The sequence below is a fragment of the Alloprevotella sp. Lung230 genome (genome assembly GCF_014385435.1).
GTDB lineage: Bacteria > Bacteroidota > Bacteroidia > Bacteroidales > Bacteroidaceae > Alloprevotella.
Genome location: NZ_JACSUD010000005.1, coordinates 71,819 through 96,503 on the forward strand (window position 1 = coordinate 71,819; position 24,685 = coordinate 96,503).

The following is a 24,685-nucleotide window of genomic DNA, read 5'->3' on the forward strand; positions in this document are numbered from 1 at the left end:
TGAACCTCATTTCGCTCTGGTGTGGAAGCTTCTCAAAGTCCAACAACGCCTTTTTTGACTCTGGCATACAAAAAAAGTTGAGACCGGAAGAAATCCAGCCCCAACTTGATGTTTTCACAACGGAATAATCCTTATTGTGAGTTGCTTAAATTTGATGCTGCAAAAGTCGGAATAAAAACTGAAACTACCAAATTTTTGATGAAAAAGTGGCGTTTGGAGCACGAAAAGACGTATTTTCTGCCTCTGGCTTGCTCCCTATGTCAAAAAATGGAGCGCTTTTGCAGCTGAGGCTTTGCTTGAAAAGTATGGGCTATCCGAAAAGACACTCCGAGTAATTCCACTAAGACTGAAGATGCTTTGAGGAAGAAAAAAAGTCTTTTTGTGTTTGGTAAAAAGAATAATTTTCCGTATCCGCTCCCCGCGCTTGGGCAGAAGAAGGAAAAAGGCTACCTTTGCATAGGAATTTCACTCCTTCCCCCCACACCTTTCTTCCTCAACCCCTTTGCAGCATGAAACGTACCACCCAAGCCATTCATACCTCCTTTGCGCAACCTGACCCTTACGGTGCCATCAGTATGCCTGTCTATCACACCGCCGCCTACGAATTTGCCGATGCAGCGGTAATGGCCGATGCTTTCTGTGGCAGAAACTCGTTGCCTGACTATTCGCGTGTGACTAATCCTACTGTGAGTTTCTTTGAAGAGCGAGTGCGTCGGCTCACCGATGCGCACGATGTCGTGGCCTTCGCTTCGGGTATGGCGGCCATCAGCAACGCTTTTCTTGTGGTGGCCGCAGCGGGGAAGAACATTGTGACCTCCAAACACGTGTTTGGCAACACGTTTGCACTGCTCGACACAACGCTCAAACGCTTCGGTGTAACCACAAAATATGTCGACCTCACTCGTCCCGAAGAAGTTGTGGCTGCGGTGGATGCCGACACGTGCTGTATCTATCTGGAAATCCTCACCAATCCTCACCAAGAGGTGGCTGACTTGCAAGCGCTGGCGGCAATAGCTCACGCTGCGGGCATCCCCCTTATAGCCGACTCCACGGCCATCCCTTTCACAGAATTGCAAATCAGTGCGTTGGGAGTGGACATCGAAATCGTGTCTTCTACCAAATATCTTTCGGGTGGAGGCACTTCCATTGGTGGCCTCGTTATCGACTACGGTACCGTTCCGCAATTTTCACGCCGGCTTCGCCACGAGATGTTGCTCAATCTTGGGTCTTACATGACGCCTCATGTGGCCTATATGCAGACTCTCGGTCTCGAAACGCTCCATGTGCGCTATCAGCGGCAGGCGACGAGCGCGCTGGCCTTGGCGCAGCGGTTGCGTGGGCGAACCGAAATTGTTGAGGTCAATTATGTAGGGCTGCCCGACAATCCTTTTTACGCGCTGGCACAACGGCAGTTCGGCCCGACCGCGGGGGCGATGCTCACCATCGACTTGGCCGACCGAGAGGCTTGTTTCCGTTTCATCAACCACCTGCAACTCATCCGCCGCGCCACCAACCTGTTTGACAATAAAACGCTGGCTATCCATCCCGCCAGCACCATTTTTGGCCCGTTCACCGATGAACAACGCCGGCAGATGGATATCCGCGACACCACCATTCGCCTGAGTGTGGGGCTGGAGGACGTGGACGACTTGATGGCCGACCTCGTACAGGCTTTGCAGGCTTAATCCCTCACGACTCCTCTTTACAACGATATGAAAACTTACGATTTCGACAAAATCATCGACCGCACTGGTAGCGGTGATCTCAAACACGAAGTGTTGGAACAACGCTACGGCCGCATTGACCTGCTGCCCCTCTGGGTGGCCGACATGGACTGGGAAACGCCCGACTTCATCACCGATGCGCTGCGAGATCGTTTGAACCATTCACTTTATGGCTATACCATCGAACCGACCGATCTTTGGCCATCGGTCATCGATTGGATACGCAATCGCCACGGCTGGGAGGTGCAGCGAGAGTGGCTCACGTTCATTCCCGGCATTGTGCGTGGCATCGGTTTGGTCGTCAATCGATTTGTGAAATCCGATGAGAAGGTTATCATTCAGCCACCGGTCTATCATCCTTTTCGCCTCACGCCTGCCGGAAATCATCGCGAGGTGGTGTGCAATCCGCTGCGCCGTGAGGCTGACGGCACTTATCGTATGGACTTTGAGCAGTTGGCTGCGATGGTCGATGAAAAGTGTCGTTTGCTCATCCTCTCCAATCCTCACAACCCCGCCGGCATCACTTGGGACAGAAGTACGTTGGAGCAATTGGCCGAATTTTGCGACAGCCACGGCATTTTAGTGGTGAGTGACGAAATTCATGCTGACATGGCCCTCTTCGGGAATACACACATCCCGTTTGCTTCTGTGAGCGAGGCGGCAGCGCGTTGCAGCATCACTTTTGGGGCGCCCAGCAAGACGTTCAATATGGCGGGTATCATCAGTTCGTGGGCGGTAGTGCCCAATCCGAAACTGCGTGCTGAGTTCTACCGATGGCTCACGGTCAACGAACTGAACGAACCACATATTTTTGCTCCAATTGCCACCATCGCGGCCTACCGCAAAGGCGAGGTTTGGCGTGAGCAGATGTTGCGCTATGTCGAAGGGAATGTCAATTTCGTGATGGACTATTGTCGTCAGTATCTTCCGCAGATTCGGCCGTTGCGCCCACAGGCTTCTTTCTTGGTCTGGCTCGATTGCAACGCTTTGAGGTTAACGCAGACCGCGCTTGTCAACCTTTTCGTGAACGAAGCTCGACTTGCGCTCAACGATGGCGCGATGTTCGGTCAAGGCGGCGAGGGCTTTATGCGCCTCAACGTGGGGACGCAACGTTCTCGTCTGCAAGAGGCTCTCGAACGTCTCAAAGCGGCTGTCGAAGCATGTCGGTGCAGCTAAATGCGCGTTCAAAGTTCTCTAAAAGGTGCAAAACCTCGTGGAAAGGCAAAAAAGATGTGTGAAGATTTGGCAGTTCAGAAAAAAAGTATTTCCTTTGCACTCGTAATCGAAAAGGTTACTTCCTACCACATGGGAAAGTGCTACACGGCTAGCTCCTTTCGAATCCTCCAGGGCTTGATCGCAGCAAAGGTAGTTAGTTGTAGCAGCGCGATGTGGTTAGCTTTCCCACCCGCCTCTTTAGCTCAGTTGGCCAGAGCACGTGATTTGTAATCTCGGGGTCGTTGGTTCGAATCCGACAAGAGGCTCACCAAGACATCTACCCAATGGGCAGATGTCTTTTTGATTTATCTTGACACACCAATTCTTATGATTTCCAGAAAACAATTTGCCCACGAACTCATTCCTGCCGTTTTGCAGTTTGGACTCAACGAGGGTGGGGGAGAGGCGGTCGCAGCAATGCTCCACAAAGACTTTTGGGAAGGGATGGTGGAGCATGCCCATCCTGATGGTGCCGACTTCGATTGGAACGAGTTTACTGTTGAAGGTATAGACTATGACGACCGCCTGGTGGCCATTGTCTTTGAATTTCCACTGCCAGTGCAAGAAGAGGAAGCGCGCTGGGGCGTTATTTTTATTGCAAAACAGGGAGACGGAGCACAATACTTCATACTGCAACGTGCCGTGTCTGACCGCTGGATGGTATGCACTCCTGAGGCAGAAGGGTCGCAGTGCCTACACGTTTTTGCCACGTGTCCCTCACGTGCGGAACTCTTGGCATTCTTGGCAGCACAAGTGTGAGTGTGGGCAAGTTTGGATGGTACAGAGAGAGGGTACGGACATTCCCTAACAAAATGACGACACCCTTGCCACATTTCGGGGCAAGGGTGTCGTTCTTTTTTAAGATGTGTATTGTGCAAGTGACGATGCACCTCAATCTTCAAAATCGTCGCCAAAGGAAAGTTCTGCTTCCACTAAGAGCAAGAGGTCCTCAGGTGGGAATATACCCATACCGTCTTTCTTGGCTTGCTGTTGCAGATGCTTGGCCATCTCCTCCACATCGATGTTTACAAAACCATCTTCGTCAGGCTCTTCGTCGAGCACGTTGCTGTTTGCCAGATACTCTTCGATCACATCGTGAAAGTAGTAAAGCAGTTCTTCGTCATACTTCTCCTTCATTTCTTGAGGGAGATTGTTGTGCACAAAGGCAATGATTTCGGCATCCAGCCGAGCATCATTCATGAGTTCGTCATCGAGAACAGCCATAAGTAGTTGTTTTTGGGGGTGAGTGGAGGTGAAATGGGGTTAGAGCGCGGCTTGCACCTTGCTCACGATTTCCGACTTGGGCACAGCACCGACAAACTTGTCGACCACTTGACCGCCTTTGAGGAAGAGCACGGTGGGAACGCTGCGGATGCCGAATTCAACGGCGAGATCTTCGCTCTCATCAATATCCACCTTGACGATATTGGCTTTGCCTGCAAATTCTTCGGCTACTTCATCAAGGATGGGAGAAAGTTTTTTGCAAGGGCCACACCAAGTGGCGAAAAAGTCTACAACGAGAAGGCCGTCTTGGGCTGCGAGTTCTTTGAAGCTTTGAGTGTTTACGATTGTTGCCATAATGATTGGAATGATTGTGGTTATGGTGAGTGGTTGAGAAGCGCTTTGCTTCTGTATTTTTGCAAAGGTAGCAATTCGCCTGCAAACAGCCAAATATTTTAATTTTATTATCCTCGTGTCGGCTGCGATTGTTTATTCCTCGCATTTAAAGTAGGTCTTCAAAATTAAACGTAACTATCTTATTCGTAGGTGATTCTCTACTTTGACCCTATCTTTGTCTCCCTTTTTTGCCCTCTTGCCTTTGTTCATCAGTCATGTAGCTCGCTACACTCATTCTTCGCAAAGACAAACTAACGGATCTTCGCAAAGACAAGCTGACGGAAAAGGAACACAAATATAGTATCAATTCATTCTGAATAACTACTTAGTTCGCATTTTTTTGTATTTTCATAAGTATAGAAGAGCGTTTATCCTCTCTATTGCTAGGAGGATTGAGAGGGAGAGGAAAGGGAAGGCTTCTAAACAAAATTGGCTTCTATCGTTTTTTTTCTTAACTTTGCAGACAAATAGCCTATCATGATTTCGGTAGAACATCTTAAAGTAGAATTTTCAGCGCGTCCTCTCTTTTCAGACGTTAGTTTTGTGGTCAACAATCGTGACCGCATAGCACTTGTTGGAAAAAACGGTGCCGGCAAAAGTACGATGCTCAAAATCATTGCTGGTTTGCAGCAACCTACGGATGGACGGGTCGCGGTACAACGCGAAGTGAGTGTGGGGTATCTGCCACAAGTCATGGTGCTGAGCGATGATACCACGGTGATTGCAGAGGTGGAAAAGGCGTTCAGCCACATCCACGAACTACGCAGCCAAGTGGAACAACTTAACCAAGAGCTGGCGGAGCGCACCGACTATGAAACGCCCGATTATATGGAGCTGGTCGAAGCTTTCAGTCGTGAGAGTGAGCGATTGCAGATGATGGGCGGACAAAACTATCATGCTGAAATGGAACGTACGCTCACCGGTCTGGGATTTTTGCGTACGGACTTTGAGCGCCCCACAAGAGAGTTTTCCGGAGGATGGCGCATGCGTATTGAGTTGGCAAAACTGCTCCTCGCTCACCACGATGTGCTGCTCCTTGATGAGCCGACGAACCACCTTGACATAGAAAGTATACGCTGGCTTGAGCAATTCTTGGCCAAGAGTTCCGGGGCGGTGATGCTCGTCAGCCACGACCGTGCGTTTATTAATAATGTGACCAACCGCACGCTCGAGATTTCCTGTGGCAAGGTGATTGACTATCGTGTACCCTATGATGAGTATGTACAGCTTCGTGCCGAACGCCGAGAAAGTCAGATTCGTGCCTACGAAAATCAGCAGAAGGAGATGGCCGATATTCGTGATTTCATCGAACGCTTTCGCTATAAACCCACGAAAGCTGTGCAGGTGCAGAGCCGTATCAAGCAACTCGAGAAGATGGTGCCCATTGAAATTGACGAAGTGGACACAGCGCAACTGCACTTGAAGTTTCCACCCTGTTCGCGTTCGGGCGACTATCCCATCATCTGCGAAGAGGTGGGCAAGAGTTATGGAAATCATGTGGTCTTCTCAAACGTTAATCTCACCATTAAACGTGGAGAGAAAGTGGCCTTCGTCGGTAAGAATGGCGAGGGAAAGTCTACGTTGGTGAAGTGCATCATGGATGAAATCACGCATGATGGTGATTTGAAAATTGGGCACAACGTCGAAATTGGCTACTATGCTCAGAACCAAGCTCAGTTGCTGGACGACGAACTTACCGTATTCGACACCATTGACCAAGTGGCCAAAGGTGAGATACGCACCAAAATTCGGGACCTCCTTGGGGCATTTATGTTTGGGGGCGAAGCATCAGACAAGAAAGTGAAGGTCTTGTCCGGAGGCGAACGTAGCCGTTTGGCTATGATAAAACTATTGCTTGAACCGGTCAATCTCCTTATCCTTGACGAACCGACCAACCATCTGGACATGCGCACGAAAGATGTGCTGAAAGAAGCCATTTTAGCTTTTGACGGCACAGTGATTGTGGTCAGCCACGATCGTGAATTCTTGGACGGATTGGTGACGAAAGTTTATGAGTTTGGAGGAGGAAAAGTGCGCGAATGGTTAGGGGGCATTTACGACTTTCTGCAAAAGAAAGACCTTGAAAGTCTTGATGCGCTTTCTTCTCATATCGAAAATGGAGGGACGTCTCCCTCAGCGGTGGTTGCTTCGTCTAAAAACTCCGATATGCCTTCGGAAGGTGCACTTTCCTATGCCGAACAAAAAGAGCAAGCCAAGGCACGGCGCAAACTTGAACAAGCCGTCAAAGAGGCAGAAGCCGAGTTGGAGCGCTTGGAACAGGAAATCTCCGAAGTAGAAAGCCGACTTTCCACTCCTGAGGGAGCAGCAAATCTTGAACTCTGTACGCGACACGGAGAATTGCGTAAGCGTCTCCAAGTCGCTGAAGAGGTTTGGGGGGCAGCGGTAGAAGCACTGAACTAAATCTCAATTTTTTTCTGAAACTCTATGTCATCTATTCTTCTTTCCATTTGGACAACGATAAAAGGCTATTTTGACCTCTCCTTTCAGCGAGACGATGAGGCAGTAGTTATTGCACAGATACGTGAAAGTGTCAATTTCCGAGGGGCCAACTCTTGGGTATTGATTTTTGCCATCTTCATTGCGTCGTTGGGACTCAATGTCAATTCCACTGCCGTCATTATCGGTGCGATGCTCATCTCGCCACTGATGGGGCCGATCATTGGTTTGGGTTTGGCCATTGCCATCAATGATTTGGAACTTCTGAAGCAATCGTTTCGCAACTTGGCCGCGGCGACGTTGATTAGTGTGCTGACGGCGACGGTCTATTTCTATATCACCCCCCTGGATGAGGCACAAAGTGAACTTTTGGCGCGCACCTCTCCAACGATTTATGACGTCCTGATTGCCTTGTTTGGCGGAGCAGCCGGTATTCTTGCGCTCTCCATGAAGGGGCGTGGCGGCAATGTCCTGCCCGGAGTGGCGATTGCCACGGCCTTGATGCCTCCGCTATGCACGGCGGGCTACGGATTGGCCACGGGGCAGCCCTCCTTCTTCTTCGGTGCGTTCTATTTGTTCTTTATCAACATCGTATTCATCGGTCTTGCCACTTTCTTGGGTGTTCGTCTGATGAAGTTCACGCCCACGGCCGAAATGGACAAGACACGCTTTGCCAAAGTACGGAAATACATCATCGCAGTGGTGGTGCTCACCATGTTGCCAGCGACCTATATCACCTTTAATATCATTAGAGACAGTCTGTCTGATCGCCGTATTCAACATTTTGTCAAGGCAGAACTCAACTTTCCGGGTACTTACATCTTATCCCATTCGGTCGATGCGAAAACCAAAACCATCAGCATTGTTGCTGTGGGCAAGGAAATCTCAAAAGCACAGCAGCGCAGTTCCGAGCAACAACTGAAAGAGTATAGTTTGGAGAAATACCAACTGCACTTCATTCAAGGGACGGAAAGCGATAGTTTGATGCATCAGCAAGGACATACATTTGCTAAGCAACAAGCGATGACGCCCGAACAATTGGCCCAGCAAAAGGTCCAAATCGAAGGCCTTCAACAGCAACTGAGTGGTTATCAAAGTTTGGAACAAAATACGCCTGCCATCCTGCAAGAGATGCGACCTTTGTTCACCTCGGTTTCTTCCTTGGCTTTGAGCCAACTGGCAGAGAGTAAGATGCACGAAGATAGTATGGTCTGCGTCAGAACCATACTGGCGCTCGTGGGGACAAAAGGCAGCCTCTCACGAAATGAGCGACAGACGATGCAACGCTGGCTGAAAGCACGCTTGAAAGTAGACAGTGTGCAGGTGGTCCTAAAATAACTCCTCCTCTCGAAAAGTCATACATTAAAAGACAACAGATATGAAACTAAAACACCTTCTTCCGATGATGGCACTCACAGCCACCACGGCTTTTGCCCAAGGGCTGACCACGGGTATTGACAAAGCCAACATGAACCTCGCCGTTAAGCCGGGCACAGACTTCTTTGAGTATGCCGGTGGCGGATGGATGAAAGCCCATCCCCTGACCCCCGAGTTCTCGCGCTACGGGCAGTTTAACGCACTTGACGAAATGAACCGCAGCCGCCTCAAGTCGCTCATCGAAGAGATGGCCGCGAAGCAAGCGGCACCCGGCACCCTCGAACAGAAAGTGGGCGCTCTCTACCGCCTGGCCATGGACAGCGTGCGCCGCAACCGCGAAGGTTTCACGCCCATCAAGCCCCTGCTCGAGCGTGTGGCAAAAGTTGAGGACAAGCAGACCTACTTCTTCCTCGTCAACGAGTTGGGCCGACAAGGTGTGCCGGCCTTTATGAGCGTCGGCTGCGATGCCGACTTGAAGAATGCCAAGATGAACTTGGTGCAAATCAACCAAGGAGGCATCACCCTCGGTGAGCGTGACTACTATCTTGAAAATGATGAAGCCACGCTCAAAATCCGCAACGCCTACAAGGAATACATCAAGCAACTTTTCACGATGACGGGCGACGATGCTGCTACGGCACAAAAGAAGATGGAAGCTGTTCTCGCCATCGAAACGCGCATCGCCAAGGCCTCTTACTCCGCCACCCAGTTGCGCGATGTGGAAGGCAACTACCACAAGATGACCTATCTTGAACTCGTCAAGAACTATCCCGGCATCGACTGGAGTACGCTCTTCCTGCTGCAAGGCATTCCGGCCGTGAAGGAAGTGTCGGTCAATCAGCCCGAGCCCATCCACGAATTGGAAAAAATCTTTGCCGAGACCTCCCTCGACGACCTCAAAGCCTATCTCTCTTTCAATGTCATCCGTGACGCTTCGAACGCTTTGAGCGATGATTTTCGTGCCGCCACCTTCAACTTCTTTGGCCGTACGATGCAAGGCAGTGAGCAAGACCGCCCCCGCTGGAAGCGCGCTGTGGGCGCTGTGGAAGGTGTGTTGGGCATGGCCATCGGTAAGATTTATGCAGAAAAGTACTTCCCTGAGTCTTCCAAGAAGCGCATGCTCGAACTGGTCAAGAACCTGCAAGTGGCCCTCAGCGAACGCATCGACCAGCAAACTTGGATGAGCGCTGAAACCAAGAAGCAGGCCCACGAAAAGCTCAACAGTTTCTACGTGAAAATCGGTTATCCCGACCAATGGCGCAGCTACGATGGGCTGAACATCGATGAAAACCTCTCTTACTACGAGAACCTCACCCGGGCCACGGTGTTCGACACGGACTACTACATTCAAAAGCGTGTCAATAAGCCCGTGGACATCCACGAATGGGGCATGACACCGCAAACCATCAATGCCTACTACAACCCCACGACCAACGAAATTTGCTTCCCCGCCGGTATTCTCCAGCCCCCCTTCTTCAACGCAGAGGCCGACGATGCTGCCAACTATGGCGCTATCGGTGTGGTGATTGGTCACGAGATGACGCACGGCTTTGACGACCAAGGTGCACAATTTGACAAGGATGGCAACCTCCGCAACTGGTGGACGGAACAGGATAAGAAGAACTTCAAAGCCCGTACCGAACGAATGGTGAAATTCTTCGACAAAATCGAGGTGCTGCCCGGCCTTCACGCCAATGGCGCACTCACCTGTGGAGAAAATATTGCCGACCACGGCGGTCTGAAAGTGGCCTTCCAAGCTTTCCAAAACGCCATGAAGCAAGCCCCCCTCACCACGGTCGATGGGCTCACTCCCGAACAACGCTTCTTCATCAGCTACGCCCTCGTGTGGGCCGGCAACACACGTGATGAAGCCCTCCGCAATCTCGTCAAGACCGACCCCCACTCGCCCGGACGTTGGCGTGTGAACGGAGCACTTCCCCAAATCCCTGCTTGGTACAAGGCTTTCAACATCAAGAAAGGCGACAAACTCTACATCGCTCCCAAAGATCGCGTAGACATTTGGTAAACGCTTCTCCATCCTTAATTTGACTCTACGAACCACCGCGAATGTTCGTCTTTTTGCCCGAAAAGATTTCGGAAAAAGGAGGGACATTCGCGGAAGTTCGTATCCACCCATCCTCTTTCGATGTCTTTACTCACACATATCTTAGTGGCCATCGTGGCCCTTGAACATCTTTACATCCTCTACATCGAAATGTTCGCTTGGAACACCACCGGTCGCCGCCTCTTTCGTGGTGCTTTGCCCGACGAACTCTTCCCGAAAACGACAGGAATGGCCGCCAATCAGGGACTCTACAACGGATTTCTCGCTGCCGGACTGGCGTGGAGCTTTGGAGTAGACTCGCCCGTATGGAGCAGCAACCTGCGCCTCTTCTTCCTGGGCTGCATCATCGTGGCCGCGCTTTATGGGACGGTTCGCTCCTCGCGCTCCATCTTCTTCAAACAGGGCTTGCCAGCCATCCTTGCGATGCTGGCCGTGCTCCTCTCTCGTTTTTGCTGACGCGCTATGCTCTATCTCAACACCGACCTTCCTGCCCTCCATCAGCTCTGCACAGAGGGATTGCCCATTGCCCGCGGCCACCACGATGCTGCCCTCAACGTGTGGATGCTCAACCTCATGCCGCTCAAATGCGCCACCGAGCTCGACCTCTGCCGTATGCTTGCCGCATCGGGCATCGAGGTGAACCTTACGCTGGTCAAGTTTCCCGGACAGACCTATAAGTCCACCCCGCAAGCCTATGTCGAGGCACACTATCTCGACCTCGACAGCGCGATGCTCCGGCACACCATCGACGGCCTCATCATCACCGGCGCTCCCCTCGAAAACATTCCTTTTGAAGCGGTGCGCTATTGGGAGGACCTCTGCCGCTTGATGACGTGGAGCACCACGCACACCCGCTCCACACTCAACATCTGCTGGGCAGCACAAGCCGCGCTCTACTTCCATCATCGTGTGCCGAAGCATCCGCTTGCCGCAAAGATGTTCGGGGTATTCCCTCAAACGGTCTATCGCCCCGAACATCCCCTTATGCGGGGCTTGGGCACAGCCTTTCCGATGCCCCACAGCCGCCACACCGAAGTGCAGCGAGAGGCGCTGCCCACCGAGGTCGAGGTGCTCGCCGGCGGAGGAAAATCGGGATTGGGCATCTTGGCCGATGCCGTGCGTCGGCAAGTGTTTGCCATCGGCCATTTGGAATACGAGCCCCTCACACTCGATGGCGAATATCGCCGCGACCTGGCCAAAGAGTTGCCCATCCTGCCGCCCGAAAACTATTACGTCGACGACTGCCCCGACCGCGGGGTCGACTTCTCTTGGCGCACAGCCGCCTTGCAGTTTTACAAGAACTGGCTGACCACCCTTCGTCCGGCTCCCTGACCAGAGGAAAAGGTGCGACCCCCATTGCCTCACGTCGCTGCCCGGCTCCCCCACACCCTTTCCAGCCTCATTCCTCTCTCCGCTTTTCCCACAACCCCCTTTCCACAAGACTTATATGATTTCAGTAGATGGCCTCACCGTCGAGTTTGGCGGTACGACCCTTTTCAAAGACATTTCCTTTCAGATTAACGAAAAAGACCGCATCGCCCTGATGGGCAAGAACGGTGCCGGCAAGAGCACCCTGCTCAAAATCTTGGCCGGTGTGCGGCAGCCCACACGCGGCAAGGTGTCGGCCCCCAAGGACACCGTCATTGCCTACCTGCCGCAGCACTTGATGACCAAGGACGGCCGCACCGTCTTCGAAGAAGCCTGCCTGCCCTTCGCCCACCTCAAAGAGTTGGAGGGAGAAATCGAAGCCATGAACAACGAACTGATGACCCGCACCGACTACGAGAGCGAAGACTATATGGCGCTCATTGAGAAGGTGTCGGCAATGAGCGAGAAATTCTACGCCATCGACCTCACCCACTTTGAAGAAGATGTGGAGAAGATGCTCCTCGGTTTGGGCTTCGAGCGCACCGACTTCGGGCGACCTACCTCCGAGTTTTCGGGCGGATGGCGCATGCGCATCGAGTTGGCTAAACTTCTCTTGCAAAATCCCGATGTGCTGCTGCTCGACGAGCCGACCAACCACCTCGACATTGAGAGCATCGGTTGGCTCGAGGACTTCATCATGACTTCGGGCAAAGCCGTGGTGGTCATCTCCCACGACCGCAAATTTGTCGACAACATCACCACGCGCACCATCGAAATCACGATGGGGCGCATCTACGACTACAAAGCTTCTTACTCCCAATATCTTGAACTGCGTCGTGAACGCCGTCAGCAACAACAGAAGCAATATGACGACCAGCAGAAGATGATTGCCGAAACGAAGCTCTACATTGAGCGCTTCAAGGGCACGTATTCCAAGACCAACCAAGTGCAGAGTCGCGTGCGGATGCTCGAAAAACTCGAACTGGTCGAAGTGGACGAAGAGGACACCAGCCGCCTGCGCTTGAAGTTTCCGCCTTCGCCCCGTTCGGGCAACTATCCCGTCACGATGGACGGCGTGGGCAAGGCGTTCGATGGAAAAACGATTTTCCGCAACGCCAACCTCATGGTGGAGCGTGGCGACAAAGTGGCCTTCGTCGGGCGCAATGGCGAGGGAAAGTCTACGCTGGTGAAGTGCATCATGGGCCAACTTCCCCACGAAGGCACGCTCACCCTCGGCCACAATGTGCAAATCGGCTATTTTGCCCAAAATCAAGCTTCGCTCCTTGATGAAGACCTCACCGTGTTCGACACCATCGATGAAGTGGCGAAGGGCGACATCCGCTTGAAAATCCGCGACCTCCTCGGTGCATTCATGTTTGGGGGCGAAGAGAGCACGAAGAAGGTGAAAGTGCTGTCCGGCGGCGAGAAGACCCGCCTGGCCATCCTCAAACTCCTGCTCGAACCCGTCAATCTGCTTATCCTCGACGAGCCGACCAATCACCTCGACCTCCGCACGAAGGATGTGCTCAAACAGGCGCTTCAAGACTTCGACGGCACGCTCATCGTGGTGAGTCACGACCGCGATTTCCTCGACGGCCTCGTCACGAAAGTCTACGAGTTTGGCCATCAGCGCGTGCGTGAGCACCTCTGCGGCGTCTATGAGTTCCTCGAAATGAAACGTATGGAAAATCTCCAAGAGTTGGAGCGCAAAGCCTAAACCTACCTTAAAGTTGAGTTCGCCGACCTTCGAAAGAAAGTCGGCGAACTTCTTTTTGAGCCTTCGGCCCTCGTGCGTCCTCTGCCGATGGGGAAGCCCGACATCGCCAGAGACCCATAGACGCGCGGGGCAGGACGAAAGGTTGAAGGAAGCCCAGAAAAGTGGAGCGCGAGGGAGAAAAAGTGAAGTGCGACAAAGATATTCTATAAACCAAACCTTGGTTTATATAAACCAAAGTTTGAATTACATAAACCAAACCTTGAATTATATAAACCAAGGTTTGGTTTATAGATTACTTCCCTTTGGCGCAAGTTTTTCAGTGGAGAAAATAAGTTTTCCGGCTTAATGGTTAAAATTATTGAAACAAAGATGGTGTTAAAGTAGAGAATATCCGTACGCAGAAGATAGTTACGATTAATTTTGAAGACCTACTTAAGTGATGCAGTCAAGGGGCTCGCTTTTTAGAATGAAAGTATTCTCCTCGTCCTTCCATAAGTTTATCTGATTTTCTTTTAGTTTTTCGCTTGTTTTTGCAAGCCGTACATTTCAAAAATGGGGGGGGTAAATTGATTTTGTTGATTTTCCAATAATAGTTTTTGAGTTCGGTAAAAGTTGTTTACTTTTACAGTCGAATTCATTTGGGAAATTCTTCTCGGAATACCATTCCTGTGTGGAATCTCCGATATTCGCCCCCTTCGGGGACGTAACGCCGTGCATGACGTCTGCCGTAGGTTCGTCGTCCTTCGTCCTCCTCGCCTACGGTTATTGAGATTGGCCCCTTCCAGGGACCTCACGCTGCACTCAATCACAGCGTATCATCCTCTCTTTTCACCGCTTTGCGTGGTGATAACGCTGCAGGGCCAGCCCCGAAGGAGGTATCTCTGAATATCCGTAGGCGAGGAGGGCACGGCCCGAAGAACCTACGGAAAGCCGTCCGCCGAACGAAACACCACTGATGGGGACGCCCATCGGCCGAAGAACAACTCACGGCAGAAAGCCGTATTCCTTATGGTGTTGATGACGCTGCAGGGCCGCCCCCGAAGGGGGTATCTTTGAATAGCCGTGGGTGAGGAGGGCATGGCCCGACGAACCTACGGAAAGCCGTCCACCGAGCGAAACGCCCCTGACGGAGACACCCATCGGCCGAAGAATGCTCACGGCAGAAAGCCGTATCCCCCGAGCCTGCTCAAAGACTTCTCACTACATCGTGACGTACACACTTCATCGTGAAAATCAGTAATTTTCAAAATATTGTTTTATGTATTCTCACTTCTCACACCTACGTTGGTATTGCCTACTGCTGTTGTCAGCCGTGGCCACCATAGCGAGCGGTCAGGGATGTCCCGGCTTGTCGAAAGGAGATTTCACTGTCGAGTTCGATGCAGGCAACACTACCTGCAATCAGCCCGGAGTGGTGCACATTTCCTATCGAAATGCCGTGCGTGGGTTCACAAAACTCACCTATCAGTTCTCGACCGACCGAGACACTTATCCCCTTGCACAAGACGCACTCCCCAGCGAACGTGTTTCTGTGCCGCTCGACAACCACTGGAGCGAAGGAACGCCTATCTACATTCGTGTCTTGGCCGAATGTCCCGGCCAGCGAGTGCCGCAAAGTGTAGGACTCGACAAACTTACCTACACGGAACTCACTGCGAGTCATCCACAAATTGTTGCCACGACCCAGTCTTCCAACGGCTGCACCGGCAAACAAGGTGTGATACGAGCACGTATCGGAGGTGTTACGGGATTCTCCAAGGCCTCTTACAGTCTTTATAAAGGGACGACATTGGCACGTACCCTCTTCTCGGCCAAGCCCGCGAACTATGTAGAGTTCACAGGCTTGGCTGCCGGTACCTATCGTCTGGTGGCGAAACTCACTCCCTCCTGCACCATCGGAACGCCACCCACAGCTCCTGCAGGAGCCACTTGGAGCGGTGGCGAACTCACCATCGAAAAGGAAGTCGTGGTGGATGTTTTCACGCTCTACGCTTATGGTTATCCTGTTGTTGGAACTTGTCTGGGTCAAGTCTCTGCCGGTGTGTCGCGTGCCAATGGCATCACTTCGATGACTTATGAGGTCCTTCCTCGAGGTGGTGGCGCTCCATTAGCCACCGAAACCGTGACTGCACCTACTCCTAATCTAGGAAAAATCTTCGGAGCGCTTCCTGCGGGTGACTATACTCTCCATGCTACGGCCAACTGCGGTAGTGCCGAACTATCTGCTGACTTTACCGTAGGAACTGTAGAAATCGGTACGCTCAATGCCTGGGTAATGCGCCAGCCGCTCCCCACTTGCGGAGGCGGAAGTATTCAAGCTTATTTGCCGGGCGTTACGCTTACAGCTCCTGCAACGTTTCGTTTGTTGGATGCAAGCAATAGTTTGGTCGAGACATTGACCACAACAGATACTTATGCCAAGTCCGGAGGATCCGTCTATTTCAAAAACTTAGCCGAAGGCAAATATACTGTCGAGGCAGAGATGTGTGGCAGTCCCGTCCAGCGAAAGGAAGTTGAGCTAAAGGCGCAAGCACAACTCTATATGAATGCTCAAACCTATGCAAAAGGGATTTGTGCCGGCAGTGGAGGAGGCGAGTTTCGAATCAATTTTTATCCTCCGTTGGATCAGTCAGGACAACTTGAAGTCTTTTATGCCGGTAGTTTGATACGTACGATGCAAGTGGCTTCTGGCTGGCAAGAAACAAAATTGACGGGTCTTCCTGCGGGAGATTACAAGGCTCGCTTAACCTTGGCTTGTGGTGAGGTGATTGAGACAGAGGCCGAATTGCGAGCAGACAATGTGCAATATTCTGTTTCTGCCCAACAAAACTTCGGTGAAAGATTCTGCACCGGCTATTTCATCACCTTTACGTCTTATACGAACAAACCTGAGATAAGACAGCTTTTTTTAGATGGTCGCTATGAGATCAAACAAGGGAGCACGGTGGTAGCCTCAGGGCTTTACAGCACTTATGATGAAAAAGTGGGTGTACAAGTACCGGCTCCCGGGAAATACACAGTCCGCCTTATTGCCTCTTGTGGAACGGTTTCTATGAAGGCTGAAGTAGAGGTAAAGAAACCCACCTTGAAAGTTAGTGCATACGAAAGTACTGCTCCATCTCCTTGCGAAAGTGATGGAGCAGGGACTATCTCTGTCCAGCTGGAGGGAGTTACTGTTTCAAATAGGGCGGCCTTGTCTGAATTGTTCAGTTGGAATATTGAAAAAGATGGGGCTCCTTATACTCCGAATTATACGGGGTCTACACAAGTAGGCGCTTCTTTTAGTATTGCTTTAAAAAGACTTCCGGTAGGGACTTATAAGGTTACTGTTAGTCCCAAATGCAATCCCAGTATGAAAGAGGAGCAAACTTTCACGGTTAGCTCCAAAACAAAATTACAAGATGGATTTAAAATTATACCAGCTTGTGGAAATCTTACACTTGGAGGGCTCGAGTATGCTTATGTCAGATTTCCACAGGGAGTGAATCTTGCTATTGTTAAAGTATTTAATAAGGATACTGGCGTGGAGATCTATTCTGACAAAAAGAAAGATCCAGGTAGTTATAACTTAGAACTTAAGAATAAACTGCCGGTAGGTAACTACCGTTTAGAGGTACAACCCTATGGCTATTGTCCCTCCTATCCTCTATTTACCTATGATTTTACAATTCCCAATCAGACTGAACCTTTTCAGAATGTAGATTATAATAGTGGAGAAGGAAGTAGTTGGAATTCACCTCTTATTAAAGGGACTGCCCCCTGTGCCAATACAGGAAGCCTTCAGGTTGGACTTCGAGATGATTGGAATACCTTGCCTGCGGTAGTTTCCTCGGTTAAATTCTCTCTTACACCAGAAGGTGGCGGTACTACACAAACGCAGACGATGAATAGTAAAAAGGGGTATGTTAAGTTTCTGAATTTAGCTGCCGGAGACTATAAACTCAATATGTTGGTTGATGGGGCAGATTGCTTCAAAACTTTGAAGATCACTATTCCTACCCACTTAGAAGATATTCCGGTTTTAGCAGCAGTTGATCCTGTCGTCAATGAATGTCCTCGTCAGCGTGGAGCTACATTTAAGATTGAAGGAAACAATTCTTACGTTCAGTCGAATCCGAAAATCTGTAAAGTCTGGATGTGGGATGATGCCACGAAACAATATGTAGAACAGCTTTCTCAGACGATTCCGGCAGGGCAATTCGAAACGTACTTCCCCAATATTCCCAACTACACGGGCACGCAAGCTTCCAACGATCCTTGGAATATGCCTTTCGGGGTGGCTTGGCCTTATATGCTCACGGTGGATATGTGCGGAAAGACGATTTATAAGACCTATGCATCGAGTAGATCCGGTGGTGCTCCTGTGGCTAAGATTACCCATACGGATGTCACTCTAGCCAAACAAGGAACGATTACTGTACGAGCATTAACAACGCAACAGAACAACCCCAACTATTTTTATCCTATCGGACAGAAGGATAAAATAGAATGGACGGTGACCAATACAGCAGGTACAGAAACGTTTACCAAAACAGTAAAGGCTACCGACAGCTACACCTTTACCGGAATTCCTGAGGGTACTTACAACATCACAGGTGTTTACAAGGTAGACCAATGTGAGACGACTTATCCTCTAAATATGGGTTGGCCGGTTACGCCCACCGTCATCAAGCCGGGTACAGTGTTGGCCAAAATCACCGGAGTGAATGGTGATTGCGATGCCAATGCACAACTAAAATTGGCATTGCAGGATCCCACAGGAGTTACTAAGGTGACCTATTTTGTCAAAAATACGAAAACCGGAACTGAAACCGTAATCTCGACTACGACACCGGCTGTGGAGAAGGTGATAACCGGATTGGATGCAGCCACTTATAATATCAGAGTAGAAAGTGAAGTACCCACCGGGGCAACCTTGACAACCTACACAGACAATGTGTCCGTAACGCTGACCACCTCTTCTCCCTATATGACGATTGTGCAAGATGTCTTACGCACTCGTTCTTCGTTTAAAAATTGTCGCACCGGCTATTTAGCTTTTCGGTTCCAAAATGATAATGCAACCTATTATCATGATATGCCGAAGTTCATTAATGATGAATATCATTTCCGCATTACGGCAGCTCCTGCAGGAGTAACTGTTCCACAAGATTTTGCTTTATCACATCCTTGGTATTCTACAAGTTGGGGCTCAGATAAATATGGCTTCAATATCACGCCTATGCGTAATCTTCCTGCGGGAAAATACAAAATAGAAGTAACGAATCGTTGTAAAACAGCTCTCATTGATTGTGAAATCCCGGAAATTGATAAAATTCCAGATTTTGATAGGCACAATAATAATTGTGCTCTGTCAAGCTTAAGGTTTCAGCCAAGTAATGACGGCAAATATTATGCGAATCCTTGGGGTGTACTCTATGACCCATACCCTTATGGGTATAGTAATACCCTTTGGGATGACTTGCTTACGTTTGATTTCCACTCTACGACTGGGGCGGTTCTTTCTAATGTACCCTATGTTAATAAAAATTATAATGGAAATTATTCTTCAAGTTCACTTACTTCTGTTTATAACTTTCGTCCTTGGACACTTGATAAAATTACAGTAAAGGCGAATGCTTGTAGTAGTATTCCAGACGTAGAGTATCCTTTAACTTATGGTGCGTGTGGCGAATCCTACTGTGGCGATTTGATTATATCTTATGACCTTTCTGCTTATGAAGGAGTTGAAAACTTAACCTTGATTTTCGAGGAACAACCAACATATAATTATAATCATATCACAGGAAAGTACACTCGTGTACCAGGTGCGGAAATTAGACGCGTTCCTAATTATAAAGGAGGAGTATATAATTTCGGTAGTATTTCACGTAGCGTTTATGTACGTGTTGTTACTGCTGATGGACATAATATTGTGGAACAGTCTTGGACGCCCCAAAATTCTACTCCATATATTAGTCAATGGTTTGGTACTACTTATTGTGATGGTTATAAAATATATGCCCGAGCTAGTAAAGAATGTCAACGTAAAGCATACTTGCTGCTTCAGAAGGATGATGCGAGCCATACACTTATAGAACGTTCTCCGATGCTTTTTGACAACGAAATTTGGCATCCTAATACGCGCTTGCAATATGGAGAAAATTATGTTTTGGTTATGACAGATGAGTATGGAACACAGCAAACTACTAAGAAAGTAACTTTAGCAACCTCTTCTTTTGTAGCAGGTTATAAATTTAGTAACTATTGTGATCGTCCCAATTCATCGTGCACCAATGATGGGAAAGGCAATAACATTTGTACTTACACTCCCGACTATGTGGAACTCGTTCCTCCTACGGGGTATGGTAAACAAGGAAATAAGCCCGGCAGTCCTACAATCAATGGGAATTGGTATATACCAGCAGATGTTGTGTTTACATTGGTTCAAGGTGGACGAACTTACACAGGTGTTTTTGAGAATATAGATAATTGGAACGATGTTAATGGAGATCGTAATTCTTCTGTCTATTGGGAATACACAACAGATGCTTCTGGATATTATACTTATCACGAACCTCATATGCGATTGAAATGGACCTATGAAGAGGGAGGAGTAACTTATGTGGAAACTCCCCGATTGGATATAGGTGTCTCCTTTACAGCAACTGCAACAAGTCCAACCTGTGGTACCTTATCAGTGCCAGGAACGACTTCGCTTCGAGGTACAATTTATGTAGATGGTGCTGGGTACTGGCAGCAAACTTGCACAGGATGGAATTACAATCCTCCTTCTTCTGTCTCGTATAAAGATGCCAGTGGGAATACCCGCACTTACAGCGTTTATCAGTATAGAGGTGATAGTGGATGGACCAATATATGGACACCATATGTTGTCCCGAAAACTTCTGGACGAATTCAGCTGCAACTTAAGGGAAGTTATGAGTGCGATATGTATCTTCAAGATACACCAGTCTACAAGGATCACTACGTAAAGGCTTCAGAAAGCGTGTCTTACTTCTGCTCGAGCAGCAATAAAGGACAAATCTACGTGGCGGCCACCTCGGGTAATCCTCCTTATCGATTCGACTTGTTGGACGGCGATGAGGAAAGTTCGCCCGTGGTGATGACCAAAACCAGTCCCAACGAAAGTCCGGTGCTCTTCGAATATGGCGATGTGGGTAAGAAGTATCGCATCAATGTCTACGACAAATGCAACAACCTGCGTATCGCCTACCATACTACCGTAGTGTCGACCGGAGACTTGGCCTATCAGCTGAGTGGAAAGAAAGAGTTTTGCGCAGAAGAGAACATGGATCTCGTCGGACAATACATCCCAGGAGCGACATACACTTGGACTTTGCCTGATGGATCAAGCCGGTCGGGACAAACACTCTATCTCGGTCCTGCCCGGACAGCACTGGCGGGGCGATACACCATTGATATCCTGCCGCCGAATTGTGCCAGCCACATCACCTCTACCTACGACGTGACGGTGAAAGGCATCACTCAGCCGGCTTGGTTTGCTCCCTCCCAGACCATCTGTCAGGGTAATCCTGTGACCTATGCCCCGGGGCCTTCTATTGTAGAGACGAAGACTCCGACGACGACCACACCGGGTACGCCGAAGTATCAATGGCAGATGGCAGTAGGCACCGGAGAGTTTACCGATATTGCCGGTGCCACCCATGAAAGCTATACCTATCCGGCAGATATGGCTGGTACGTACCGCTTCCGCCGTATGACCACCTATGTGGGCTGCTCCACACAAACGAGTGTGGCGCAGTTGACGGTGCAACCCGGACCTTCACAGTCGCCCTCGCTCGACGAGTTGAATGTCTCGGTGCGAAAAGGAGCACAGTTTACTCTCACAGCCGGCTACACCCAAACGGGTGGTGTTCCAGTGGACTATAAATGGGAACGCAGTCCGGACGGCGTCACATGGACGACTGTGGGTACGAGCGAACTCTATACAGAAACGAGCAAGTTCAAGCAGCGTAAGATGTACTACCGCCGCACGATAGCCCCTCAATCAGGAATCGGCTGTCAGAGTGTAACCCCCACTATCACTGTCACTTTCAAGGGAGGTTCTGCAGCACGTATCAACCCCCATCTGCGCCTGCGTGTTCCGGAATAATCCCTTCTTGTGAGATATAGGCCGTTTCAGCACATAATGTGCTGAGCTGCCTATTGTCTCACGTCGGCCAATCAGAACAAAATGTCTCACTCAAATTCTCATACACAAAATGAAACTCAAAATTTTCAGCCTCTTTGCCGGACTTCTCTTTTCCTTGACAGCCTTGGCACAAAATGAACGTGTGGGTGTCAACACTCGCACCCCGACAGAAGATATGGACGTGAAGGGCAGCTTGCGCATCCAAACCTTGCCCAAAACGGGAGAGGGCATCAACACCGATGCGGCAGGCAACTACGACGCCACAAAGTCGAACCTCTATGCCCCCGATCGGGTGCTGGTGGCCGATGATCATGGCGTAGTGGGAATGATGAACGCCGTGTGGCCTCTCTTCTTCTACATGCCCAGCATCGTAATTCCCACCGACACGAGCGACCCTGCCTATGACGGTACCTCAACTTTTGAAATCGACCTCTACCAGAAATATTTCGATCAGTTTACCCCCTCTTTTCCCGCCTCCAGTGCGCAGAACCCGGGTGCAACGAGTACACTTCCCGTTTTGGCACGCACCGAGTTGGACTACTTCGTGACGTACTATGACAATGCCGTCTTCAACAATGTCCAAGTGGACGACAACGGACATCTGCGCTATTCCCTCATCAATCCTGCCTCTCCCGATGTGACGGAGAAGACGTTTATGAATGTGGTGTTCCGTCGTAAATAAGCAGGACGAGCACAATTTGTGAGGGCACACGTCTTCCCAGATGCACCTTACTTTCAGCCGTAGCCATTGGCATCCCTTCGATGAAATCGTTTGAGAAGCGATAAATAATGTGTGAGAGACATCGAAGCTGCACAATGTGCTACGGCTTTTTTTCGATTTATCCGACATTTCGCGTGATGACACAATCGTGCAGGATTAATGGTCTTGATGTGTTTCTTGTAGAGTAGAAGCAGCCGTCTGACCTCCTTGGTCAACGGCTCTGCCTTCTTCCCATGGGCAAGTTTGGTCATGAAGAGCATGTTTGTGGAACGCTCCACGATCGTGAGTATGGCGTGGTTGTACCTATCCACAATCAAATCCATCTCAAAATCCCCAAAGCGTTTTCCGTCCGCCTGCTCGGGACGCGAGTGAATGCTCGTTCTATCGGCTATGGGAAAAAGCTTGCGTTTGGGTCGGCGTCTATATTTGAGCTTGTGACGCGTGTGGCGCGCCAATTCTCCGCTTGTATCGGAATGGATTAGATTGTAGATACATTGATGTGAGACACTGACGTCTTCCTTCTTCAACACGCCCGATATTTGTCGCGGTGACCATTGTTCTTCTAGCTTCTAGGATGAGTTGTTTGATTCTCCACACCAATTCGGGAGCAAGGGCTGCATTGCGTGTGGAACGCTTGCGATGCTCCATAGCCTTGTCGTGCGCCTTGAACCAAATATACTTGCCCGACCGAGTGCTGTTGCGTCTTAATTCACGAGAAAGCGTGGATTGCGTACTTTCAATGAGCGGGGAGAGGCTGAGGCTTTTCCGTGTACTGGCTGCAACGAAAAAGCCGGAAGCGAAGTTTTTATCAACTTGCTTCCGGCTTTTGCCTGCAGTGTCGGGGCGACAGGATTCGAACCTGCGACCCCCTGGTCCCAAACCAGGTGCGCTACCAACTGCGCTACGCCCCGTGAGGTCTTTTCGAAATCGATGGCAAAATTACGCTTTTCTTTCGAGATAGCCAAGCTCTTCCGTGCTTTTCTCCGGCTTTTCCTACTCGAAACGGATGGCTTTGGCAGGCTGGATGCGCGAAATCATGTAGCTCGGAGCCACGAGGGCGAGGATGGTGATGACGAGCGTGCCGACATTGACAGCAACGATGGCAATCGGGTCGAGGAGGATGGGGACCGTGTCGACATAGTAGGTCGAGGCATTGAGGTGGATGAAGCCCCAGTGCTTTTCGGCCATGAGCAAAGCCAGGGCGAGGACATCGCCGATGAGCAGGCCGCGCAAGGTGATGAGGGCGGCAAAGTGGAGGAAGATGGCGCGAATGCGCGTGTTGCCGGCACCCAGGGCTTTGAGCACACCGATGGTCTGTGTGCGCTCGAGGATGAGGATGAACAGGCCGCTCACCATCGTGAAGCCGGACACGGCCACCATGAGGCAGAGGATGACAACCATGTTGACATCGAGCAGGTTGAGCCAGGCGAAGACTTGGGCATAGTGTTCCTTGATGCTGAGGGGCTGACGCGACTTGGTATCGGGGGCAGTGTTCATCTGCTCGCAGAGTCGGCGCAGGGCAGGGAGGGTTTGTGGGATTTGGTCGATGTCGTGGAGGCGCACTTCGAGCACAGAGGCTTGCGTGTTGTCCCAATGGTTGAGCCGCTCGATGGTGGAGATAGGGGTGAGTACGTAGTTGTTGTCGAAGATGTTCATGTTGGAGCAGTAGATGCCGCAGATAGTGAAGCGGCGGGTCTTGATGCTCTCTTCGAAGAAGTAGGAGAAGACGCGGTCGCCCACCTTCAGCCCCAGTTCGTCGGCTTGCAGGCGAGAGATGAGGATGTCGTTGCTGTCGGTGTCCTGCCAGCGAGGCAGTCGGCCCTCAACGAGGCACGAGGCAATGAAGGTGGTGTCGTATGTGGCGGGCAACCCCTTGAAGGTGATGCCTTTGAAGTCGGTGTTGGTCTTGATGATGCCCATCTTCTGCACAACGCGGTCGGTGTGAGCCACATTGGGCAGATGGCTGACGGCGGCGATGAAGGCCGAATCCGTACGAATGGGGAAGCCATCGGGAGCAGTGAGGGTGCCGAGGTCCAGCACTTCGATGTGGCTGCCAAATCCTTCTATTTTCTTGGAAATTTCGCTCTTGAAACCGGCAATGACGCTGATGGTGATAATCATGACGGCCAGCCCGATGGCCACACCTGCCGTGGCTATGGTGATGCTGGGGTTGGAGGAGCGTGGTTTGTCGGGGCTGATGTTTTGGAAGAAACGGCGGGCAACGAAGAAAGAGAAGCTCATAGTGGGCAAAAATTAGAGAAGCGGGAAC

The 24,685-nt window shown here is 50.4% G+C and carries 16 protein-coding genes and 2 tRNA genes; 12 read left to right on the top strand and 6 right to left on the bottom strand.

Going from position 1 to position 24,685, the window contains the following annotated elements; genetic code table 11:
- The first annotated feature begins 509 nt into the window (after positions 1-509).
- From H8527_RS04515 to H8527_RS04530, 4 genes are all read left to right on the top strand, one after another.
- Entirely contained in the window at positions 510-1,685 is a 1,176-nt protein-coding gene (locus H8527_RS04515; protein ID WP_187545988.1) for a PLP-dependent aspartate aminotransferase family protein, read from the top strand.
- A gap of 27 nt (positions 1,686-1,712) precedes the next feature.
- On the top strand, positions 1,713-2,900 hold the full coding sequence (locus H8527_RS04520; RefSeq protein ID WP_187545990.1) for a MalY/PatB family protein: 1,188 nt from the start codon (positions 1,713-1,715) through the stop codon (positions 2,898-2,900).
- A gap of 231 nt (positions 2,901-3,131) precedes the next feature.
- Positions 3,132-3,205, top strand: a tRNA-Thr gene (locus H8527_RS04525).
- 61 nt (positions 3,206-3,266) lie between these two features.
- Complete coding sequence (locus H8527_RS04530) at positions 3,267-3,698, top strand: hypothetical protein (protein WP_187545992.1); 432 nt, start codon at positions 3,267-3,269, stop codon at positions 3,696-3,698.
- A 132-nt stretch (positions 3,699-3,830) separates the two neighbouring features.
- Here H8527_RS04530 and H8527_RS04535 read toward each other — a convergent pair whose 3' ends face one another.
- Together H8527_RS04535 and trxA are read right to left on the bottom strand one after the other, a co-directional pair.
- The gene (locus tag H8527_RS04535) at positions 3,831-4,163 is read right to left on the bottom strand and encodes a hypothetical protein (protein ID WP_187545993.1); all 333 of its coding nucleotides are present in this window, start codon (positions 4,161-4,163) and stop codon (positions 3,831-3,833) included.
- Between the two features lie 39 nt (positions 4,164-4,202).
- Positions 4,203-4,517: a thioredoxin gene (trxA, locus tag H8527_RS04540; RefSeq protein ID WP_187545995.1), complete on the bottom strand. Its 315-nt coding sequence runs from the start codon at positions 4,515-4,517 to the stop codon at positions 4,203-4,205.
- Positions 4,518-5,033: 516 nt separating this feature from the next.
- On the opposite strand from trxA, the gene H8527_RS04545 reads away from it, so the two are divergent.
- The 6 genes from H8527_RS04545 to H8527_RS04570 all read left to right on the top strand — a co-directional run bounded on the left by H8527_RS04545 (position 5,034) and on the right by H8527_RS04570 (position 13,540).
- Positions 5,034-6,977, top strand: coding sequence for an ABC-F family ATP-binding cassette domain-containing protein (locus H8527_RS04545; protein WP_187545997.1), 1,944 nt, complete (start codon positions 5,034-5,036; stop codon positions 6,975-6,977).
- 24 nt (positions 6,978-7,001) lie between these two features.
- Entirely contained in the window at positions 7,002-8,351 is a 1,350-nt protein-coding gene (locus tag H8527_RS04550; RefSeq protein WP_187545999.1) for a DUF389 domain-containing protein, read from the top strand.
- A gap of 40 nt (positions 8,352-8,391) precedes the next feature.
- Positions 8,392-10,416, top strand: a complete 2,025-nt coding sequence (locus tag H8527_RS04555) for a M13 family metallopeptidase (protein ID WP_187546001.1) — start codon at positions 8,392-8,394, stop codon at positions 10,414-10,416.
- A gap of 120 nt (positions 10,417-10,536) precedes the next feature.
- On the top strand, positions 10,537-10,911 hold the full coding sequence (locus tag H8527_RS04560) for a DUF1304 domain-containing protein (protein WP_187546002.1): 375 nt from the start codon (positions 10,537-10,539) through the stop codon (positions 10,909-10,911).
- A 6-nt stretch (positions 10,912-10,917) separates the two neighbouring features.
- On the top strand, positions 10,918-11,787 hold the full coding sequence (locus H8527_RS04565; RefSeq protein WP_187546004.1) for a homoserine O-succinyltransferase: 870 nt from the start codon (positions 10,918-10,920) through the stop codon (positions 11,785-11,787).
- Between the two features lie 115 nt (positions 11,788-11,902).
- Positions 11,903-13,540, top strand: a complete 1,638-nt coding sequence (locus H8527_RS04570) for an ABC-F family ATP-binding cassette domain-containing protein (RefSeq protein ID WP_187546006.1) — start codon at positions 11,903-11,905, stop codon at positions 13,538-13,540.
- Between the two features lie 984 nt (positions 13,541-14,524).
- Here the strand turns inward: H8527_RS04570 and H8527_RS04575 are convergent.
- Entirely contained in the window at positions 14,525-14,698 is a 174-nt protein-coding gene (locus H8527_RS04575; RefSeq protein ID WP_187546007.1) for a hypothetical protein, read from the bottom strand.
- Positions 14,699-14,798: 100 nt separating this feature from the next.
- On the opposite strand from H8527_RS04575, the gene H8527_RS04580 reads away from it, so the two are divergent.
- Positions 14,799-21,656, top strand: coding sequence for a hypothetical protein (locus tag H8527_RS04580; protein ID WP_187546009.1), 6,858 nt, complete (start codon positions 14,799-14,801; stop codon positions 21,654-21,656).
- 109 nt (positions 21,657-21,765) lie between these two features.
- On the top strand, positions 21,766-22,377 hold the full coding sequence (locus H8527_RS04585; protein ID WP_187546011.1) for a hypothetical protein: 612 nt from the start codon (positions 21,766-21,768) through the stop codon (positions 22,375-22,377).
- A gap of 53 nt (positions 22,378-22,430) precedes the next feature.
- Here H8527_RS04585 and H8527_RS04590 read toward each other — a convergent pair whose 3' ends face one another.
- The 3 genes from H8527_RS04590 to H8527_RS04600 form a co-directional block, all read right to left on the bottom strand.
- Positions 22,431-22,946, bottom strand: a complete 516-nt coding sequence (locus H8527_RS04590; protein ID WP_370539227.1) for a hypothetical protein — start codon at positions 22,944-22,946, stop codon at positions 22,431-22,433.
- Positions 22,947-23,254: 308 nt separating this feature from the next.
- Positions 23,255-23,327: transfer RNA gene (locus H8527_RS04595), tRNA-Pro, on the bottom strand.
- An 82-nt stretch (positions 23,328-23,409) separates the two neighbouring features.
- A complete protein-coding gene (locus H8527_RS04600; protein WP_187546013.1) occupies positions 23,410-24,657 on the bottom strand; it encodes an ABC transporter permease in 1,248 nt (415 codons plus the stop codon).
- Positions 24,658-24,685: the final 28 nt, after the last annotated feature.

Bases quoted from the DNA above. Each gene is read 5' to 3' on its own strand.
- H8527_RS04515 (WP_187545988.1), top strand. From the start codon at position 510: ATGAAACGTACCACCCAAGCCATTCATACCTCCTTTGCGCAACCTGAC.
- H8527_RS04520 (WP_187545990.1), top strand. From the start codon at position 1,713: ATGAAAACTTACGATTTCGACAAAATCATCGACCGCACTGGTAGCGGT.
- H8527_RS04530 (WP_187545992.1), top strand. From the start codon at position 3,267: ATGATTTCCAGAAAACAATTTGCCCACGAACTCATTCCTGCCGTTTTG.
- H8527_RS04535 (WP_187545993.1), bottom strand. From the start codon at position 4,163: ATGGCTGTTCTCGATGACGAACTCATGAATGATGCTCGGCTGGATGCC.
- trxA (WP_187545995.1), bottom strand. From the start codon at position 4,517: ATGGCAACAATCGTAAACACTCAAAGCTTCAAAGAACTCGCAGCCCAA.
- H8527_RS04545 (WP_187545997.1), top strand. From the start codon at position 5,034: ATGATTTCGGTAGAACATCTTAAAGTAGAATTTTCAGCGCGTCCTCTC.
- H8527_RS04550 (WP_187545999.1), top strand. From the start codon at position 7,002: ATGTCATCTATTCTTCTTTCCATTTGGACAACGATAAAAGGCTATTTT.
- H8527_RS04555 (WP_187546001.1), top strand. From the start codon at position 8,392: ATGAAACTAAAACACCTTCTTCCGATGATGGCACTCACAGCCACCACG.
- H8527_RS04560 (WP_187546002.1), top strand. From the start codon at position 10,537: ATGTCTTTACTCACACATATCTTAGTGGCCATCGTGGCCCTTGAACAT.
- H8527_RS04565 (WP_187546004.1), top strand. From the start codon at position 10,918: ATGCTCTATCTCAACACCGACCTTCCTGCCCTCCATCAGCTCTGCACA.
- H8527_RS04570 (WP_187546006.1), top strand. From the start codon at position 11,903: ATGATTTCAGTAGATGGCCTCACCGTCGAGTTTGGCGGTACGACCCTT.
- H8527_RS04580 (WP_187546009.1), top strand. From the start codon at position 14,799: ATGTATTCTCACTTCTCACACCTACGTTGGTATTGCCTACTGCTGTTG.
- H8527_RS04585 (WP_187546011.1), top strand. From the start codon at position 21,766: ATGAAACTCAAAATTTTCAGCCTCTTTGCCGGACTTCTCTTTTCCTTG.
- H8527_RS04600 (WP_187546013.1), bottom strand. From the start codon at position 24,657: ATGAGCTTCTCTTTCTTCGTTGCCCGCCGTTTCTTCCAAAACATCAGC.